Origin of the sequence: Sporosarcina cascadiensis, from assembly GCF_009650995.1 — a bacterium.
Classification (GTDB): domain Bacteria; phylum Bacillota; class Bacilli; order Bacillales_A; family Planococcaceae; genus Sporosarcina; species Sporosarcina cascadiensis.
In genome coordinates this window covers 146,738-165,434 of sequence record NZ_WHVV01000001.1, presented here as the reverse complement: position 1 = coordinate 165,434, position 18,697 = coordinate 146,738, and the positions used below count along the sequence as shown (strand labels likewise).

Genomic DNA, 18,697 nt, shown 5'->3' with positions numbered 1-18,697 from the left:
AAAATTTGTAAACTAAAGGTTCCTTGACGATCTTGCTGGAACTTTTATTTTATTAATTTTAACTGTATACAGCAGAAACTCCGGTTTCCTCAGCATGATGTTTGAGATTAATAAGACAGTGATATAGCAATTATAATCAGATATGTATAGAGACAGTGACAACGCTTACAGCCGAAAGCAGTAGTCATTCTGCTGTCTTCGAACGAAACTCTATTACGGGCAAGGAAGTGATTGGATTGGATTATGTTATTGAAATGTTGGATGTCTCGAAAAAGTTTGGAACCTTCTATGCAAATGACCATATTACCTTGCAGCTGGAAAAAGGAGAAATTCATGCGCTATTAGGAGAGAATGGTGCCGGGAAGTCTACTTTGATGAACGTATTATTTGGTCTGTACCAGCCGGATGGCGGAGAAATTCGCGTAAGGGGAGAAAAAGTGGCGATCACTGACCCCAACGTAGCTAATGATTTAGGAATCGGAATGGTTCACCAGCACTTTATGCTAGTAGAAAACTTAACAGTTACCGAGAACATCATTTTAGGCAGCGAACCGACAAAGTCCGGTGTTATTAACATCAAAGATTCTGCTAAAAAAATAGCGGAAATTTCTAAGACATATGGACTGGATGTCGATCCTTATGCGAAAATTGAAGATATCTCGGTTGGTATGCAGCAGCGTGTTGAAATCTTAAAGACGCTTTATCGCGGAGCAGATATACTTATTTTTGACGAGCCGACCGCTTCACTGACTCCGCAAGAAATTGAAGAGCTCCTGAACATCATGCGCAAGCTGGTGGCAGAAGGGAAATCTATTATCCTGATTACACACAAATTGCAAGAGATTATGAATGTCTCGGATAAATGTACAGTCATTCGTAAAGGCAAGGGAATCGGTACAGTGATAACAGCTGAAACGAACCCGGAAGAGCTGGCGACACTGATGGTAGGACGTCAGGTTACGTTTAAAACTGAAAAAGGTCCTTCTCATCCAACTGAAGAAATATTGAAAATTGAGGATTTATATGTCAACGATTATCGTGGCGTCGCTAAACTGAAAGGTCTTAATCTTACTGTACGCCGCGGAGAAATTGTTGGCATTGCAGGGATTGACGGAAACGGACAATCTGAATTAATTGAGTCGATTACTGGCTTGGCTAAAGTCAAAAGCGGAAAGATTTTGCTTAACGGAGAAGATATTGCAAATAAAAAGCCGAGAAAAATTACAGAAGCCGGACTCGGTCACATTCCGCAGGATCGTCATAAGCATGGCCTGATCCTTGATTTTTCAGTGGGTTATAACGCAGCACTTCAATCTTACTATCATGAACCGTTTTCTAAGAATGGCCTTATGAACTATAAGGTCGTGAATGAAGAAGCGGAGAAGCTGATTCAGGAGTATGACGTCAGAACGCAGGGCGTACATGAACCTGCAAGAGCACTTTCCGGGGGGAATCAGCAAAAATTAATTATTGGCCGTGAAGTTACGCGTAATCCGGACTTATTAATTGCAGCATTGCCTACACGCGGACTTGACGTCGGAGCTATTGAGTTCATCCATCGCCGTCTGATCGAACAGCGGGACAGCGGAAAAGCCGTGCTCTTGATCACATTCGAACTGGATGAAGTAATGAATGTTTCAGATCGAATTTCGGTTATTTATGACGGTGCAATCGTAGGAACCGTTATACCTCAAGAAACAACAGAACAGGCGCTTGGCTTAATGATGGCCGGCCATTCAAAAGATACGGCTATGAAAGAACAGGCAGCTGCTGGGAAAGATGGTGATGAACATCATGTCGAATAGAATGATCAATATACTGGTGCCGGTCATCTCCATCGTTTTAGGTCTCATTGTAGGTGCAATTGTAATGTGGGTCAGCGGTTATAGCCCGGTAACAGGATATAGTGCGCTATGGAACGGGATATTTGGGGATTCGTACGCAATCGGTGAAACGATTCGTCAGATCAGCCCATATATCCTGGCTGGTTTAGCAGTTGCTTTCGCATTCCGAACAGGACTTTTCAACATCGGGGTGGAGGGGCAGCTGATTGTGGGCTGGTTCGCTGCCGCTTATGTAGGAATGGCGTTTGAACTTCCTAAAATTATACACTTGCCGCTTGCTTTATTGGCAGCTGCGGCAGCGGGCGCATTCTGGGCGTTTATTCCCGGTATTTTACGTGCGACATTGAAAGTCCACGAAGTTATTGTAACGATTATGATGAACTATATAGCTTTGCACGTAGTCAATGCATTGATTAAGACACTTTCAGGCGGAGGATTCAAATTGGAGCGTATCCATCAATCAGCATCTCTTCGTTCTGATTTCTTATCCAATTTGACCGACTTCTCCACGCTGCACTACGGAATATTTGTTGCGCTGGCAATGGTCGTCGTCATGTGGTTCATCTTAGAAAAAACAAAGACTGGTTTCGAATTGAAATCAGTAGGTTTTAATGATCACGCATCCCGCTATGCAGGGATGAGCGTTAATAAGAATATCGTTCTTGCGATGGTCATCTCCGGTGCATTTGCCGGTCTTGGCGGTGCGATGGAGGCACTTGGAACTTTCGGTAATATGTCTTCTATGGGCGGTTTTACAGGTATCGGATTTGATGGAATTGCGGTAGCGCTTCTCGGAGCAAATACGCCGCTTGGTGTTATTTTCGGTGCGACGCTGTTCGGTTCGTTGAAATATGGCGCGAACAACATGCCGAATGCGGCGGGTATCCCAGTCGAAATTGTTTCTATTATCATTGCATTGGTTATTTTCTTTGTAGCCTGCGGATATATCATTCGTATCGGTCTAATACGTTTACGTAAAAATAAGGAGGCGAAGTAAGATGTTAGATGTGTTATATTTCATTGTACCTATAACGATTGCTTCTGCTGCGCCTCTGATCTTCACTGCCATAGGCGGTGTGTTCTCTGAACGTTCCGGCGTCATAAACATCGGATTAGAAGGTCTGATGATTATGGGTGCGTTCATTGGAATTCTTTTTAACTTGTTTTTTGCAGATACCTTTGGAGCTTGGACGCCATGGATTTCCTTGATTGTCGCTATGTTTGTATCTGCTCTGTTTGCCAGCCTGCATGCGATTGCTTCCATTTCATTCCGGGCCGATCAGGTTGTCTCGGGTGTCGCAATCAATATGCTGGGTTTAGCAATTGCATTGTTCTCTGTTAAAATGATCTTTGATAAAGGACAGACAGACTTCATTCAGCAGAAAATTCCTAGATTTAACGTGCCGTATTTACAGGATATCCCGATTATCGGGCCCATGTTCTTCAAACTGGTTTACGGTTCTTCCATCATTGCGATTGCCGTGGCAATTATCGCCTGGTTCGTCATTTATAAGACACCGTTCGGTTTGCGTCTGCGTTCTGTAGGAGAACATCCTATGGCAGCAGATACGATGGGGATCAAAGTGACAAAAATTCGTTATATCGCAGTAATTATTTCCGGCGGGCTGGCTGGAATCGGCGGCGCGGTTTATTCACAGACCATCACGAATGACTTTGGCCATGCAACGATTAACGGGCAAGGATTTATGGCGCTTGCAGCCATGATATTTGGTAAATGGCATCCGCTGGGTGCAATGGGAGCTGCTTTATTCTTTGGTTTCGCGCAAGCGCTGGCGATCAGTTCATCGAGCATTAAGATTTTAGCCGGAATCCCTTCCGTTTACTTCCATATATTCCCTTACGTGTTGACGATTCTGGCTTTAGCCGGTTTCCTTGGAAAAGCAAGTGCACCAAAAGCACTTGGTAAGCCATACATTAAAGGAAATAGATAATAATTGAAAAAGCTATCTGGAGAACTTTGGTCTTCAGATAGCTTTTCTTAGTTTTTTACAGTTGTCTGCGTATACAATGTGTATCATTTTTCATTTGAAGAGTGAAAATGTATAGTGAGGGTAGGAATACATATAATAAGGTAAACGAGAGGTGTTTATATGTTCAATAAAATAAAATTGCAAGACGGCGTTAATTTGTATATACGAAAAACTGAACAATTTAAAACAGTAAATGTAACGATTAAATGGAAAGCTTCATTGGAAGAAAAATCCGCTTCGGACCGTACCGTTCTGGCAAATGTGCTAGAAGAGTCCAACCGCAGCTACCCGACACAGAGTGAAATGCGAAAAGCGCTTGACCAGCTTTATGGGACCGTATTATTTACGGATGTTTCAAAAAGAAGCTCTCAGCATATCGTTTCTTTATATGCGGAATGTGTAAATGATGAGTTTTTTGAAGGGGAAGACATTTTCAAACAGCTGTGGCGTTTAATAAGAGCCACCGTTTTTGAACCGAAAATTTCGGATGGTGCATTTGAACAAGCTGTAGTGGATCGTGAAAAGCGCAATGTGCGGGATCGGATCCGTTCTATTTATGATGATAAAACGAGATATGCACAAAAGCGCATGCTTGAAATCATGCGTCCGGACCAGCCGGCTTCTATTTCTGCCTACGGTACAGAAGAAGCAGTGGCAGCCATTACACCTGAAAGCCTTCGTCAGACATATGACGATATGATTCATCAGGATTTAGTTGAAATTTATGTCGTAGGCGATATAGATGAGAGAGAGATTATTGCACAGATCAAAGAGTTCCTGCCTTTTAATGCGCGCAAGGCAAAGAAGCAGGATACCATACAATCTGAAAACACGGCAATACCCGTAAAAACGGTTAAAGAGCGTCAAGACATGAAACAAGGGAAACTCCATTTAGGTTTCAGTACGCCGATTACTTTCCTTCATCCGGATTATAATAAAATGCAAGTAATGAACGGAATTTTTGGCGGTTTTGCCCACAGCAAGCTGTTTATGAATGTTCGTGAAAAAGAAAGTATGGCGTATTATGCAAACAGCGCTTTTGCTTCTCAATATGGGATTGTCTATGTGACAGCCGGCATTGATGCCGAGCTTGAAGACAAAGCAGTTAAACTGATTATTGCTCAACTGGAAACGATGCAGCAAGGCGATATTTCGGAACTAGAGTTAAATCAGACAGTAGCGCTGCTGGAGAACAGTATTCGCAGTTCAAATGATTCGGCACGCAGTCAAATTGAAATATACGACCAATACAAAGAGTTGGAAGAAAACTTTACTGCTGAGGAACTGATCAGCAAATGGCAGGCAGTGACAATTGAAGATGTGAAAGAAATGGCAGATACCGTTCATTTAGAAGTGGTTTATCTGTTATCCGGCAAGGAAGGTGAAGAACAATGAAAGAAATAGTATTCGATGAACTGCAGGAAAAGATCTATACTGAAACACTGGATAACGGCTTAAAAGTCGTCATTCTGCCAAAACGCGGCTATTCTAAAACTTTCGTGACATTCACAACGAAATACGGATCAATCGACCGTACATTTAAACCGCATGGTAAAGATGAATTTATTACCGTGCCAGATGGCATCGCTCATTTTCTTGAGCACAAAATGTTTGAAAAAGAGGATGGCGACGTCTTTCAAAAGTTCAGTTTGAACGGTGCATCAGCGAATGCTTACACGACGTTCGGCAGAACCGCCTATTTGTTTTCCGCCACGAATAAAGTAAAAGAAAATACGAAAGTTTTGCTGGATTTCGTTCAGGAACCTTATTTTACAAAGGAAACGGTTGATAAGGAAAAGGGGATTATTGCCCAGGAAATTACGATGTACGATGACCAGCCGGACTGGCGCCTGTATTTTGGTTCAATCGAAAATCTTTACGAGAACCATCCGGTAAAGATCGATATTGCAGGTACAGTGGAATCCATTCAAGATATTACCGCCGAACATTTATATACATGTTATGAGACATTTTATCATCCGTCCAATATGCTGTTATTCATCGTCGGCGCAGTAGATCCGCAAGAAATGATGGCTTTTGTGAAAGAGGATCAGGCAAAGAAAACTTTTGATGCGCCTGAGCCGATTGAACGCAAATTCCCAGCAGAACCGAATCACGCAGACATACCTGAACGTACGTTAACAATGGATGTCTCTAAACCGAAGCTGAATATCGGTATGAAGTGTAACGCTGCCGATCAGCAGGGTCAGGAAATGCTTGAAACGGAGCTGTCTGCCAATTTAGTGCTGGACAGTTTATTCGGACGTACGTCACCTTTCTACGAGAAAGCCAATGACGAAGGATTAATCGACGAGTCGTTTTCTTATGAATTTTCAATGGAAGACGGTTATGGATTTGCAATGGTCGGTTCTGATACAGAAGAGCCAGAACGTTTGGAAACACTTATCAAACAGACGATTCAGAATGCAAAAGATTATTGGCCGGTAAAAGAGGAAGATTTAGATCGCATGCGCAGAAAGAAAATCGGGCAGTTCATGCGTTCATTAAACTCCATAGAGTTTATCGCTAATCAATATACGCGTTATGAATTTAACGAAATGAATTTATTTGATGTAGTACCGACATTAGAAAAATTATCTATGGATAAATTAAAGCAGGCATTCTCCACTTTTTCTGATGATCAGAACTATACAATTTTCACCATAATGCCTCCAGCAGCAGAGCAATGAATGCAGTAAGATTTTCACTGGTCTTGGGCGCGTCGGGCGGAATAGGCGAGGCTGTCTGCCGCCAGCTTGCAGACGCCGGATGGTCTCTTTATCTGCACTACCATTCCAATAAACGTCAGGCCGATATACTGATGAACGATCTGAGTGATGAGTATCCTCATTTGGAATTCCGTACAGTTCAGGCGGATTTCCGGATTGAACTGGCAGCAGAGCAGCTGGCAGCAAACATTCAGGGGGTGCAGGCTATCGTCGCAGCGAATGGTCAAGCCCTTGTCAAGCTGCTGTCAGAAACGACAGACAGTGAAATGACAGAACTGTGGCGGGTGCATGTGCAGAATCCCGCACGTCTGATTGCTCTGCTGTCTGCGAAACTCAGAAAAAATCCGGTTTCCTATGTGCTGTTTATCGGTTCCATTTGGGGCAGCGCCGGAGCGGCGGGGGAAGTCATGTATTCTGCCGTAAAAGGTGCACAGCATGCTTTTGTGAAGGCGTATGCCAAAGAAGCTGCTTATTCAGGCATACGGGTTAACGCAATAGCGCCCGGATGGATTGATACACGGATGAATCAGGACTTTTCTGCAGAAGAACGGCAGATGGTCATGGAACAGATTCCGTTGCTGTCTGTCGGTACGCCGCAGGAAATCGCGAATATGGTCGAATTCATGCTGAGCGGCAAAGCGGACTATATGACTGGAGAAATTGTCCAGATCAACGGCGGCTGGTACATGTGATACTAAGAGAAAAGGACGGTTATTGCAGTCCTTTTCTTTTTTTTCTTTAATTCGCTCCTGCTATCCGTTATCATAGAACTAAGTGCAGAATTATGCGTCCTATTTAAAAGAAGCCAAAGGGAGTGTGTCGAATGGGAGAATGGTATGTCGAATATGAGATTCAAGTCAATCGGCCCGGCTTGCTTGGAGATATTGCATCCCTGCTCGGCATGTTGAGAGTGGATATTGTTACCATCAATGGCGTGGACGGCAGATACCGCGGAATGCTTGTACAGACAGATCACGATCAACAGATCAGGCGATTTGAATTGATAGCGTCTACAATGGATACAATTGTCATTCATAAAATTCGAGAGCCGAAATTGCGTGATGTGCTGGCTGTCCGTCACGGGCATTATATTCAGCGGGGGGCAGAGGAACGGAATACTTTTCAGTTTCTTCGGAGCGAACTGGGTATTCTGGTTGATTTCCTGGCTGAGATTTTCAAGCAGGAAGGCCATAAACTGATCGGTGTACGCGGAATGCCGCGTGTCGGTAAAACCGAATCGGTCGTAGCTGCCAGCGTGTGCGCCAATAAAAAGTGGGTGTTCCTGTCCTCCACAATGATCAAGCAGACAGTGCGGACGAGCATGATGGGCGATGAGTTTTCAAATGATAATATCTTTATTCTCGACGGCATTGTTACGCGCAAATCACCGGACGAACGGCATATGCAACTGGTCCGTGAAGTGATGAGCCTTCCCACCATCAAGGTTGTGGAGCATCCGGATATGTTTGTGAAGCAGTCTGAATATACGATCAGTGATTTTGATATTATTATCGAATTGCGGACACATGTAGATCAGGAAATTACATATGATATCTTGGAAAGAAATGACCAGATGTCCAATCGCAGTTCTATGGGCGGCTTTGATATGTTCAACTAACGTAAATTTATTTTGATTAATTAGGCAGGTGTTAAAATTGACCGGATTAGGTGCTCGTCTGAAAGAAGCGAGAGTCGCGAAAGGCTATACACTGGATGATTTGCAAGGTATGACAAAAATTCAGAAGCGGTATCTTTCGGGAATTGAAAATGAAGATTACAGTATGATGCCGGGCGCGTTTTATATTAGGGCATTTATTAAGCAGTATGCAGAAGCTGTTGACTTGGATGCGGATGAAATGCTGGCACTCTATAAAGAAGAGTCCGGAAGCGTCCCTGAACCTGAGCGTGAAACAGTAACACCTCCACCGCTGCAGCGCAGCGGTGGATTGAAAAGCAACAGCCGGTTAAAAGAAGTGATGCCGAAAGTAATTGTGGCTTTATTTATTGTGATGATTATCGTCGTTGTCTATATTTTATTCAGGGAGAAAGCGGCTGAGAAATCCCCTGAGTCTGACAATGCTTCACAAAATGTACCGGCAGTGATCGAACAGCCATCAGAAAACCCTGAGAAGGAGCCGGCTGTTGATAAAGACGAGCCTGCAGAGAAACCAGCCGATGATGCAGAGGATGCCGAAGAGCCGGCAGATGACACAGCTGCAGCTGGCCAGCTTGAATTCCAGTCTTCGTCAGGCGAAACATCGACATTCAAATTAACCGATTCACAACAGCTTAAATTGGTAATTAACACTTCGGGAGATTCTTGGATTTCCGTTACAGACCAAGCAGGTACAGAGAGAATGCCGCAGCCGGGTGGCAGGATTATGACGACGGGTGAGTCTGTCGAAATAGATGCGGCTGATGCGGCAAGTCTGCGTATCCGTGTCGGCAGGACTAACTCTACGGAATTGGTTATCAACGGTCAGCCGGTAGAATATCAGAACGACCTTCAGACACAAAATATCATTATTCAAAAACCATAGTAAAAAATAGTCATCTCAAGGGATGACTATTTTGTTATTCTAAAGAACTTATTATGTTAGAGCCGGAAAGGTGGAATATTAATGAATTTACCTAATAAAATTACTTTATCACGCGTCTTGATGATTCCTTTCTTCATCTTGTTTATGGCAGTCGATTTTGGCTGGGGAATCATCCAGATCGGCGGTGTCGAAATGCCGGTTGAACATCTGGTCGGCGCCATTATCTTTATCATTGCTTCTACCACGGACTGGCTTGACGGCTATTTGGCCAGAAAAAATAATTTAGTAACGAATATGGGGAAATTCTTGGACCCGCTTGCCGATAAACTGCTGGTTTCTGCCGCTTTTATCTTACTCGTGGAAATGGATTTTGCACCGGCATGGATTGTCATTATCATCATCAGCCGTGAGTTTGCAGTCACGGGCCTGCGATTAATTTTGGCAGGCGGCGGAGAAGTAGTGGCGGCGAACCAACTGGGTAAAATTAAAACAGTTACTCAGTTACTGGCGATCTCATTCCTTTTGCTGCATAATATATTTTTTGAACCGATGGGCATACCATTCGGAACGATCATGCTGTATATTGCGTTAGTCTTTACGGTCTGGTCAGGTGTCGACTATTTCATCAAAAACCGTAAAGTGTTAGTCGAGTCTATGTGAGGAGTTGGATTCATTTATGAAAGCAGAGATCATTGCAGTTGGTTCTGAACTTTTATTAGGTCAGATTACGAATACGAACGCCAAATTCATTTCAGGCAGGCTGGCGGAAGCAGGGTTTGATGTTTATTATCATACCGTGGTAGGAGACAATCCGGAACGGCTTGCAGATTCCATCCGTCTGGCACAGCAGCGTGCGGATATATTGATTTTCAGCGGCGGGCTGGGGCCGACGAAAGATGATCTGACGAAGGAAACCATTGCGCGTGAGCTGGGCAGTGAATTGATTTCTGATGACGAAGCAATGAATACAATTTTGCAGTATTTTAAACAAGTCGGAAAAGAGATGACTGAAAACAATAAGAAGCAGGCTTTGGTGCTTAAAGGCGCAAAAGTATTGCCTAATCGTCACGGCATGGCACCCGGAATGGGGCTTGAAAAAGACGGCAGGCAGTATATTTTATTACCGGGTCCTCCACATGAACTGGAACCAATGTTTGAAAATGAAGCCATCCCTTATTTAATGGGTGTATATGGAAAGCAGGATGTCATTTCTTCTAAAGTGTTGAAACTGCAGGGAATTGGTGAATCTGAATTAGAAGTCCGTATTCAGTCATTGCTCGAGAAACAGACCAATCCTACAATTGCACCGCTGGCATCCCCCGGAATGGTGAAATTGCGGATTACTGCCAAAGCAGAATCAGAAGAAGAAGCACAAAAACTCATTCTTCCGGTAGAACAGGAAATCCGTTCGATTGTCGGGGAATTTATTTATGGAACAGACGACGATACGCTGGCATCCAAAACGACAGAGCTGCTTTTGCAGAACGATTGGTCGATTTCCGCCGCGGAAAGTCTGACTTCGGGTATGTTTATGGCTGAACTTGGTTCGGAGCCTGGAATCGGCAACGCATTAAAAGGCGGCACGGTAGTTTATAATAAAGAAATGAAAATAGAACAACTCGGTATACTGCCTTCATTGCTCGACTACCACGGCATCGTCAGTTCTGAGTGTGCAGAAGCGCTGGCAGAAAGTATCAGGGAGAAATTCTCTACGACGTTTGGCGTCGGACTGACAGGTGCGGCAGGCCCTGAACCGCATGACGGACAGCCGCCAGGCACAGTTTGGATCGGGATTGCATCTGAAGACATGGAGACAGTATCTTTTAAACTTCAATTGTCGGGATCGCGCAACTCGAACCGCAAAAGATCTGTGCAGTTTGCCTTGCATTATCTGATTCAGAAAATGAAAGAAAAAAAAGAGTTGAAATATTGATTTTGCCGCTGAAATCGCCGGTAAAAGTTAAAATTACTCCCATTTCCGATAGTATTATTCAATTTTCCAACGTAATTAATCGAATACCCGTTCGTTTATTTGTTGTGTATTTCAGTAGAAAAAGGTATAATAGAAATAGAAAAAGAGTTTGAGGAGGAATTTTAATTGAGCGATCGTAAAGCGGCATTAGATATGGCATTAAAACAAATAGAAAAGCAATTCGGTAAAGGTTCTGTGATGAAGCTTGGAGAGAAAACAAATCTTCAAATTGCAACTTCATCTTCGGGTTCACTGGCACTTGATTCCGCACTTGGAATAGGCGGATACCCGCGCGGCCGTGTAATCGAAGTATACGGACCGGAAAGTTCGGGTAAAACAACTGTCGCTCTTCATGCGATTGCAGAAATTCAGGCAAACGGCGGCACTGCAGCATTTATTGATGCTGAACACGCACTGGATCCTATTTATGCACGAAACTTGGGTGTAAATATAGATGATTTGCTATTGTCACAGCCGGATACAGGAGAACAGGCATTGGAAATTGCTGAAGCACTTGTGCGAAGCGGTGCAGTGGATATGATCGTAGTGGACTCAGTGGCAGCATTGGTGCCGAAAGCTGAAATTGAAGGTGAAATGGGCGATGCGCACGTTGGTTTGCAAGCCCGCTTAATGTCCCAGGCACTGCGTAAGCTTTCAGGCGCGATCAATAAATCCAATACCATTGCAGTATTCATTAACCAAATCCGTGAAAAAGTCGGCGTCATGTTCGGTAACCCGGAAGTAACACCGGGCGGCCGAGCGCTGAAGTTCTATGCTTCTGTACGTTTGGAAGTACGGCGCGGAGAAGCAATTAAGCAAGGCAATGACATAATGGGTAATAAAACAAGAATCCGTGTCGTGAAAAACAAAGTTGCTCCTCCGTTCAGAACTGCTGAAGTGGATATTATGTATGGAGAAGGAATTTCAAGAGAAGGCGAAATTCTGGATCTGGGTTCAGAATTGGAAGTTGTTCAAAAAAGCGGCGCCTGGTATTCATATGAAGGCGAGCGTTTGGGACAAGGACGGGAAAATGCAAAAATATTCCTTAAAGAAAACCCCGAAATGCGTGCTGAAATAGCAGGGAAAATCCGTGCAACATACGGCTTGGACAATACCGACTATGTAATCGGAGCACATGATGAAGAAGATGAGCTGGAAGAATTACTGTTGATCTCTGACGAAAAATAAATTGCTGCAGCAGGCCCGTCAATGGAAATTGGCGGGCTTTTTCTTGGCTTGCTGTTTACAATCTATTTAACCTTCGAATTTCCTTGGTGTTTCCTTGACACATGAAAAATACAACTATACAATTAAAGTGGTGTATTCTATACGCCTTACATGGATCAAACCAATGAATTGTTTTTTTGGCGGTATGTTGATTTTAACTTAATTCAGCAAACACTTTGCTCAACTTCAGAGCAGCAGAATGAATGCCAAATAGTCCCGAAACAACAGGGTTCCCGCCCGCATACGGGGCACACCCGTTGGATTAAGTTAGAGCCTTCGGTGCTTTCACAGAAAAGTAGGGACATTACCGGTCTGGTACGGTAAACATGTGAAATCATAACACCAGGGCAAAATTAATTATACGAGCCGACTGAAAAGAAAAGAAAGCAGGAGGAGGTGACCTCAATGGTTGTTGAAATACTCATCTCCGTTTTGCTAAGTCTCATCGTCGGTGCAGTTGTTAGCTTTTTTATATTGAAAAATGTGAATGATTCAAAAGTGACTGGTGCCAAGCAAACAGCGAATCAAATCGTTGAAGAGGCGAAGCGTGAAGCGGAGTCAGTGAAAAAAGAGGCACTATTAGAAGCGAAAGATGAAACTCACGAACTGCGAATTGAAGCGGAAACAGAAGTCCGTGAGAGACGGGCAGAATTGCAGAAGCAAGAAAACCGACTCGTACAGCGGGAAGAAAACCTTGATCGCAAGGATGATGCACTCAATAAGAGAGAAGCAGGTCTAGAACGCAAAGAAGATGCGCTTTTAGAAAGACAACAGCATATTGAACAGATGGAACGCAAAGCGGAAGAACTCGTTACCGCTCAGAAGACGGAACTCGAAAGAATCTCTTCTCTGACAAGAGATGAAGCGAAACGTGTCATCCTGGAAGATGTAGAGGAAGAGCTGTCGACTGACATTGCGGTCATGACCAAAGAATCGGAACAGCGTGCAAAAGAAGAATCTGAACGTAAAGCACGTGAGATTCTATCACTTGCATTACAGCGATTTGCAGCCGATCATGTGGCGGAAACTACTGTTTCTGTCGTGAACTTGCCAAACGATGAAATGAAAGGCCGTATCATTGGCCGTGAAGGAAGAAATATCCGCACACTGGAAACATTGACGGGTATTGATCTGATCATCGATGATACACCAGAGGCAGTCATTTTATCAGGCTTTGATCCCGTACGGAGAGAAACTGCCAGATTGGCACTGGAGAAACTCGTACAGGATGGACGAATACATCCGGCACGTATTGAAGAAATGGTGGACAAGTCCAGAAGAGAAGTAGATGAGCTGATCCGGGAGAAAGGTGAACAGACTACATTTGATATAGGCATTCACAATTTACATCCGGATTTGATTAAAATTCTCGGACGTCTGCATTTCCGTACCAGTTACGGCCAGAACGTCTTGAAGCACTCGATTGAAGTGGCCTATCTGACTGGGTTGCTCGCGGCTGAACTTGGTGAGGATGTGAACCTGGCAAGACGTGCCGGTTTACTTCACGATATTGGTAAAGCGATCGATCACGAGGTAGAAGGAAGCCATGTTCAAATCGGTAAAGAGCTTGCAGTGAAATACAAAGAACATCCGGTAGTGATCAACAGTATCGCTTCGCACCACGGTGACGAAGAAGCGACCTCTGTCATCGCAGTGCTGGTTGCAGCAGCAGACGCATTGTCAGCCGCAAGACCTGGTGCTCGCAGTGAAACACTGGAGAATTATATTAAACGTCTGCAAAAACTGGAAGAAATCTCTGAATCTTACGAAGGCGTGGAAAAATCATTTGCGATTCAAGCGGGACGTGAAGTACGGATTATTGTCCGTCCAGAACAAATTGATGATATTACCGCACACCGTCTGGCAAGAGATATCCGAAAACAGATTGAAGAAGAATTGAATTATCCAGGGCATATCAAAGTGACGGTCATTCGGGAGACCCGCGCAGTAGAGTATGCAAAATAACGAATAACTAAGTTAACAGCTTCCGGTTCGATGGGAAGCTGTTTTCATTTTGGAAAGAGGTTTAAAGGATGAGAGTAATTTTTATTGGTGATATTGTCGGTTCAATTGGGCGCGATATGGTGATGGATAATTTATCACGTCTGAAAAGAAAATACCAAGCGGATGTAATTATCGCAAATGGTGAAAATGCAGCATCGGGAAGAGGCATTACAAAAGCCATCTATCAGGATTTGCTGTATGCCGGTGTAGACGTCATTACGATGGGGAATCATACATGGGATCAAAAAGAAATTTTCGATTTTATTGATGATGTCGATTATTTAATCCGTCCTGCAAACTTTTCTGATCAGGCGCCGGGCAAGGGCATGACAGCGGTCACGAAGAACGGGGTAACATTGTCGGTTATTAATTTGCACGGTCGGACGTTCCTGCCGCCGCATGATGATCCATTCGCTAAAGCAGATGAATTAATTGCAGAAGCAAAAGAACTGTCACCACTTATTTTCGTTGATTTCCATGCGGAAGCTACAAGTGAGAAAATTGCGATGGGCTGGCATCTGGACGGGAAAGCATCAGTTGTGGTCGGTACGCATACGCATGTGCAGACAGCAGATGAACGCATATTACCAGGCGGCACAGCGTATTTAACTGACGCCGGTATGACAGGACCCTATGATGAAATACTTGGAATGAAAAAAGAGGATGTTCTGTATCGATTCTACACGAATTTACCGACACGCTTTGAAGTGCCGAAAAATGGCCGGCCGCAGCTGAATGGGATGTTTGTGGAACTGGATGACAGTACCGGGAAAGCCCTTCACATTGAACGTATTCGAATAAACGAAGATCATCCATTTACAAACTAATCCGAATAGCGTCTAATTCCTCCTGATCTTTCATAGGATGGCTTATGGAATATAGCTTTTCCATAGACATTGCAAAATAAGGAGGAAATATCGTGAGTCCCTTGAAAGTATCTTCCAGATCAAATCCAAACTCTGTTGCGGGTGCATTGGTTGCAGTCATCCGCGAACAAGGCTATGCAGAAATCCAGGCAGTCGGAGCTGGCGCATTAAATCAAGCAGTGAAGGCCATAGCAATTGCAAGAGGTTTTGTGGCCCCGAGTGGCGGAGACCTGATCTGCGCACCTGCATTTACAGATATTGAAATCAATGGAGAAGCAAGGACAGCTCTCAAACTTCTTGTAGAGAAAAAAACTCGTTGAGCTGTTTAGATTTGTAATGTTACTCTTCAAACCACAGAAAATAATCTGTGGTCTTTTTTAGTTCTGCGGAAAAATGAGTTCTTGACAACTTGTCATGTTAGAATTACTAAAATCATGCTGCAGGTAAACCCGCTACGGCGCGTGATGAGCTTGCTGGCGAAAAGCGTGGCTGCCTGCCAAAGAAGTTTCGCGGATGATCATGCTATCTGCCCAAGCGCTCATAGCCCAGCCTCAACCGCTCATACACACCGTACACGTGATCATTCGGCTCGGCCGCGTGATCATACCGCAACCCGCCGTGATCATTGAATGGGCCTCCGCGCTCATAACCGTCCTGCAGCTGCGTCTACGCTGGTATGTCAAATCTCACTCTGCTCATGAAATAGACTATCAAGCACAAGTTTTGGAGAAGAGCCCTTTTTTTGATGACAAACCTGCGACAATTTAGTCCTTTGCTGTCATATCAGATAAAAGTTCAGTATAATAACATCATGTATGCTTATTTCCCGATAAGTATTAGAAAGGGGCTGCTGCAATGAATGAAGAACAGCGTTTGCAGGCTGGACTCGCAACAGAAAATGCACCAACTGCCAAAACAACTGAAAAAGACTATAGCAAATATTTTGAGTCTGTGTATAGTGCACCTTCTTTGAAAGATGCAAAAAAACGCGGGAAAGAAGAAGTCGAATATCATGATAATTTTCAAATAGATCAGCGCTTTAAAGGCATGGGCCAAGGTCGGAAGTTTTATATCCGTACATATGGCTGCCAAATGAACGAGCATGATACAGAAGTCATCGCCGGTATTTTCATGGCTCTCGGTTATGAATCCACCGATACCGTACAGGACGCGGACGTTATTCTGCTGAATACCTGTGCAATCCGTGAAAATGCAGAGAATAAAGTATTCGGCGAACTGGGGCATCTGAAATCGCTGAAGCGGGAACGTCCCGAACTGTTGATTGGTGTCTGCGGCTGTATGTCGCAAGAAGAATCTGTCGTTAATAAAATACTGAAGACGTACGATCAGGTCGATATGATCTTCGGCACGCACAATATTCACCGCCTGCCGCATATTTTGCATGAGGCCTATATGTCAAAAGAGATGGTCATTGAAGTTTGGTCAAAAGAAGGCGATGTCATTGAAGATTTGCCGAAAGTTCGACATGGCAAGATCAAGGCATGGGTCAATATCATGTACGGCTGTGATAAGTTCTGCACGTACTGTATTGTGCCGTATACACGCGGAAAAGAACGCAGCCGCCGACCAGATGATATCATCCAGGAAGTTCGTCAGCTCGCTGCAGAAGGCTATAAAGAAATCACTTTGCTTGGCCAGAACGTCAACGCGTATGGGAAAGACTTTGATGACATCACCTACCGTTTAGGCGATTTGATGAATGATCTTCGTCTGATCGACATCCCAAGAATTCGTTTCACGACGAGCCATCCGCGTGATTTCGATGATCATTTGATTGAGGTTCTCGCAAAAGGTGGCAATCTGGTCGACCATATTCACTTGCCGGTACAGTCCGGATCAAGTGAGATGCTGAAGATTATGGCGCGTAAATATACACGTGAACATTACTTAGTTCTCGTTGATAAAATTCGTAAAGCCATCCCTACTGCTTCTCTGACAACAGATATTATTGTCGGTTTCCCGAATGAAACGGATGAACAGTTCGAAGAAACGATGTCGTTGTATCGTGAAGTGGGATTTGACACGGCGTTTACGTATATTTATTCACCGCGTGAAGGAACGCCGGCTGCGAAAATGATCGACAATGTACCGATGGAAGTGAAGAAAGAACGTCTGCAGCGACTGAACAAACTGGTGAATGAGATGTCCGCAGAAGCAATGAAGCCGTATCAGGGACAAGTCGTAAAAGTTCTGGTAGAAGGCGAGAGTAAGAAAAATCCTGATGTTCTTGCGGGGTATACAGAAAAAAGCAAGCTGGTAAACTTTAAAGCACCCCGCTCCGTAATAGGACAAATTGTAGAAGTCAGAATCACAGAAGCAAAAACATGGTCGCTCGATGGAGAATACATCGGAGTATCTAAAGAGGAAAAGGTGATGGCATAATGGAAAAGCTGTACACGAAAGACGATATTATAGCAAAAGCACGCGACTTGGCGCATATGCTTGCAAACACGGAAGAAGTAGAATTCTATAAGCGTGCAGAAGCGCAAATTAATGAAAATCAAAAAGTGCGTGAAAAAATTGCCAGTCTTAAATCACTTCAGACACAGGCGGTAAATTTCCAGCACTATGAAAAAGAACGTGCTTTGAAAAACATTGAGAAGAAAATTGAACAGGTACAGGGTGAGATTGATGAAATTCCATTGGTTCAAGAATTCAAGCAATCACAAGACGAAGTGAATGATTTGCTGCAGCTTGTTTCAAATACAATTGCAAACAGTGTCACGGATGAAATTATCGAATCTACCGGCGGCGATGTATTGCGCGGCGAAACCGGTTCATATGTAGAAAATACTTCAAAAAAATCATTGTCTTAATAATAAATCGGCTGGGGATAAAATTCCTTGCCGATTTTTTCACTTTCTGGGCTGCTGTTGCATAGGATGGATAGAAGCCTAAGAAGGAGGAAGAAAACTGAAAAACTTACGACAAATTGTGACGAAAGCTGTTATTGCCAAAGGAAAGCATCGATCAGAGAGCACTGTGACGTTAAAACCGCCAAATCAGCCTTCGAGTATTTTGGGCTGCTGGGTCATTAACCACACATATCAGGCGAAGAAAACAGGAAATCATGTGGAAGTGACAGGGAGCTTTGATGTAAACGTCTGGTATTCTCATCACGATCACTCCAAAACATCGGTCTTCACGGAATCCGTTCCATACAAAGATAAAATTGCCCTGCATTACCGGGATGAGCCAACGTCAAAACACGAAGAGACGATTGTGTCTGTCATTCAGCACCCGAACTGTACGGAAGCCAGCATTTCGGAATGCGGAAAGAACTTTGCGATTTCAATTGAAAGAGAATTGGTCGTGGAGATGGTGGGGGAAACGAAGGTGTCTGTAACGATTCACCCCGATCCATATGAAGAAGAATGGCCACTGGCATACACAGAATCATCTTCGATTGTCATGGAAGAAAAGAAAACACAGGGACCGCCTGCAAAACAAGAAACACCTCAGTCGATGAGACGTAAAGATTCACCGTTTTAAAAGCCGGTTTT

The 18,697-nt window shown here is 43.9% G+C and carries 17 protein-coding genes; all 17 read left to right on the top strand.

All coding sequences use genetic code 11. The features are described 5' to 3' along the window. Positions 1–236: 236 nt before the first annotated feature. The 17 genes from GDZ68_RS00825 to cotE all read left to right on the top strand — a co-directional run bounded on the left by GDZ68_RS00825 (position 237) and on the right by cotE (position 18,686). Entirely contained in the window at positions 237–1,805 is a 1,569-nt protein-coding gene (locus GDZ68_RS00825) for an ABC transporter ATP-binding protein (protein WP_153720379.1), read from the top strand. Then, the gene (locus tag GDZ68_RS00820) at positions 1,795–2,841 is read left to right on the top strand and encodes an ABC transporter permease (RefSeq protein ID WP_153720378.1); all 1,047 of its coding nucleotides are present in this window, start codon (positions 1,795–1,797) and stop codon (positions 2,839–2,841) included. The genes GDZ68_RS00825 and GDZ68_RS00820 overlap by 11 nt, the downstream gene beginning before the upstream one ends. Before the next feature lies 1 nt (position 2,842). Then, positions 2,843–3,796, top strand: a complete 954-nt coding sequence (locus GDZ68_RS00815; protein ID WP_153720377.1) for an ABC transporter permease — start codon at positions 2,843–2,845, stop codon at positions 3,794–3,796. A gap of 159 nt (positions 3,797–3,955) precedes the next feature. Next, positions 3,956–5,230, top strand: coding sequence for an EF-P 5-aminopentanol modification-associated protein YfmF (yfmF, locus tag GDZ68_RS00810; protein WP_153720376.1), 1,275 nt, complete (start codon positions 3,956–3,958; stop codon positions 5,228–5,230). Next, a complete protein-coding gene (gene yfmH / locus GDZ68_RS00805; protein ID WP_153720375.1) occupies positions 5,227–6,525 on the top strand; it encodes an EF-P 5-aminopentanol modification-associated protein YfmH in 1,299 nt (432 codons plus the stop codon). Before yfmF ends, yfmH begins: the two co-directional genes overlap by 4 nt. Beyond that, positions 6,522–7,256, top strand: coding sequence for an elongation factor P 5-aminopentanone reductase (gene ymfI / locus GDZ68_RS00800; RefSeq protein ID WP_153720374.1), 735 nt, complete (start codon positions 6,522–6,524; stop codon positions 7,254–7,256). The genes yfmH and ymfI overlap by 4 nt, the downstream gene beginning before the upstream one ends. A gap of 131 nt (positions 7,257–7,387) precedes the next feature. Next, positions 7,388–8,182: a DUF3388 domain-containing protein gene (locus GDZ68_RS00795; protein ID WP_153720373.1), complete on the top strand. Its 795-nt coding sequence runs from the start codon at positions 7,388–7,390 to the stop codon at positions 8,180–8,182. Positions 8,183–8,219: 37 nt separating this feature from the next. Then, complete coding sequence (locus tag GDZ68_RS00790) at positions 8,220–9,104, top strand: helix-turn-helix domain-containing protein (protein ID WP_153720372.1); 885 nt, start codon at positions 8,220–8,222, stop codon at positions 9,102–9,104. An 81-nt stretch (positions 9,105–9,185) separates the two neighbouring features. Then, entirely contained in the window at positions 9,186–9,764 is a 579-nt protein-coding gene (gene pgsA, locus GDZ68_RS00785) for a CDP-diacylglycerol--glycerol-3-phosphate 3-phosphatidyltransferase (RefSeq protein WP_153720371.1), read from the top strand. Between the two features lie 16 nt (positions 9,765–9,780). Continuing rightward, on the top strand, positions 9,781–11,037 hold the full coding sequence (locus GDZ68_RS00780; RefSeq protein WP_153720370.1) for a competence/damage-inducible protein A: 1,257 nt from the start codon (positions 9,781–9,783) through the stop codon (positions 11,035–11,037). 165 nt (positions 11,038–11,202) lie between these two features. Continuing rightward, a complete protein-coding gene (recA, locus tag GDZ68_RS00775) occupies positions 11,203–12,264 on the top strand; it encodes a recombinase RecA (RefSeq protein ID WP_153720369.1) in 1,062 nt (353 codons plus the stop codon). Positions 12,265–12,708: 444 nt separating this feature from the next. Continuing rightward, on the top strand, positions 12,709–14,268 hold the full coding sequence (gene rny, locus GDZ68_RS00770) for a ribonuclease Y (protein ID WP_153720368.1): 1,560 nt from the start codon (positions 12,709–12,711) through the stop codon (positions 14,266–14,268). 68 nt (positions 14,269–14,336) lie between these two features. After that, positions 14,337–15,134, top strand: coding sequence for a TIGR00282 family metallophosphoesterase (locus GDZ68_RS00765; protein ID WP_153720367.1), 798 nt, complete (start codon positions 14,337–14,339; stop codon positions 15,132–15,134). 92 nt (positions 15,135–15,226) lie between these two features. Further along, positions 15,227–15,493, top strand: a complete 267-nt coding sequence (locus tag GDZ68_RS00760; RefSeq protein ID WP_153720366.1) for a stage V sporulation protein S — start codon at positions 15,227–15,229, stop codon at positions 15,491–15,493. 535 nt (positions 15,494–16,028) lie between these two features. Further along, the gene (miaB, locus tag GDZ68_RS00755; protein WP_153720365.1) at positions 16,029–17,576 is read left to right on the top strand and encodes a tRNA (N6-isopentenyl adenosine(37)-C2)-methylthiotransferase MiaB; all 1,548 of its coding nucleotides are present in this window, start codon (positions 16,029–16,031) and stop codon (positions 17,574–17,576) included. Next, entirely contained in the window at positions 17,576–18,010 is a 435-nt protein-coding gene (locus GDZ68_RS00750; protein WP_194841008.1) for a RicAFT regulatory complex protein RicA family protein, read from the top strand. Before miaB ends, GDZ68_RS00750 begins: the two co-directional genes overlap by 1 nt. A gap of 97 nt (positions 18,011–18,107) precedes the next feature. After that, entirely contained in the window at positions 18,108–18,686 is a 579-nt protein-coding gene (cotE, locus tag GDZ68_RS00745) for an outer spore coat protein CotE (RefSeq protein ID WP_194841025.1), read from the top strand. The last annotated feature ends 11 nt before the right edge of the window (positions 18,687–18,697 follow it).

Bases quoted from the DNA above. Each gene is read 5' to 3' on its own strand.
- GDZ68_RS00820 (WP_153720378.1), top strand. From the start codon at position 1,795: ATGTCGAATAGAATGATCAATATACTGGTGCCGGTCATCTCCATCGTT.
- GDZ68_RS00815 (WP_153720377.1), top strand. From the start codon at position 2,843: ATGTTAGATGTGTTATATTTCATTGTACCTATAACGATTGCTTCTGCT.
- yfmF (WP_153720376.1), top strand. From the start codon at position 3,956: ATGTTCAATAAAATAAAATTGCAAGACGGCGTTAATTTGTATATACGA.
- yfmH (WP_153720375.1), top strand. From the start codon at position 5,227: ATGAAAGAAATAGTATTCGATGAACTGCAGGAAAAGATCTATACTGAA.
- ymfI (WP_153720374.1), top strand. From the start codon at position 6,522: ATGAATGCAGTAAGATTTTCACTGGTCTTGGGCGCGTCGGGCGGAATA.
- GDZ68_RS00795 (WP_153720373.1), top strand. From the start codon at position 7,388: ATGGGAGAATGGTATGTCGAATATGAGATTCAAGTCAATCGGCCCGGC.
- pgsA (WP_153720371.1), top strand. From the start codon at position 9,186: ATGAATTTACCTAATAAAATTACTTTATCACGCGTCTTGATGATTCCT.
- GDZ68_RS00780 (WP_153720370.1), top strand. From the start codon at position 9,781: ATGAAAGCAGAGATCATTGCAGTTGGTTCTGAACTTTTATTAGGTCAG.
- rny (WP_153720368.1), top strand. From the start codon at position 12,709: ATGGTTGTTGAAATACTCATCTCCGTTTTGCTAAGTCTCATCGTCGGT.
- GDZ68_RS00765 (WP_153720367.1), top strand. From the start codon at position 14,337: ATGAGAGTAATTTTTATTGGTGATATTGTCGGTTCAATTGGGCGCGAT.
- miaB (WP_153720365.1), top strand. From the start codon at position 16,029: ATGAATGAAGAACAGCGTTTGCAGGCTGGACTCGCAACAGAAAATGCA.
- GDZ68_RS00750 (WP_194841008.1), top strand. From the start codon at position 17,576: ATGGAAAAGCTGTACACGAAAGACGATATTATAGCAAAAGCACGCGAC.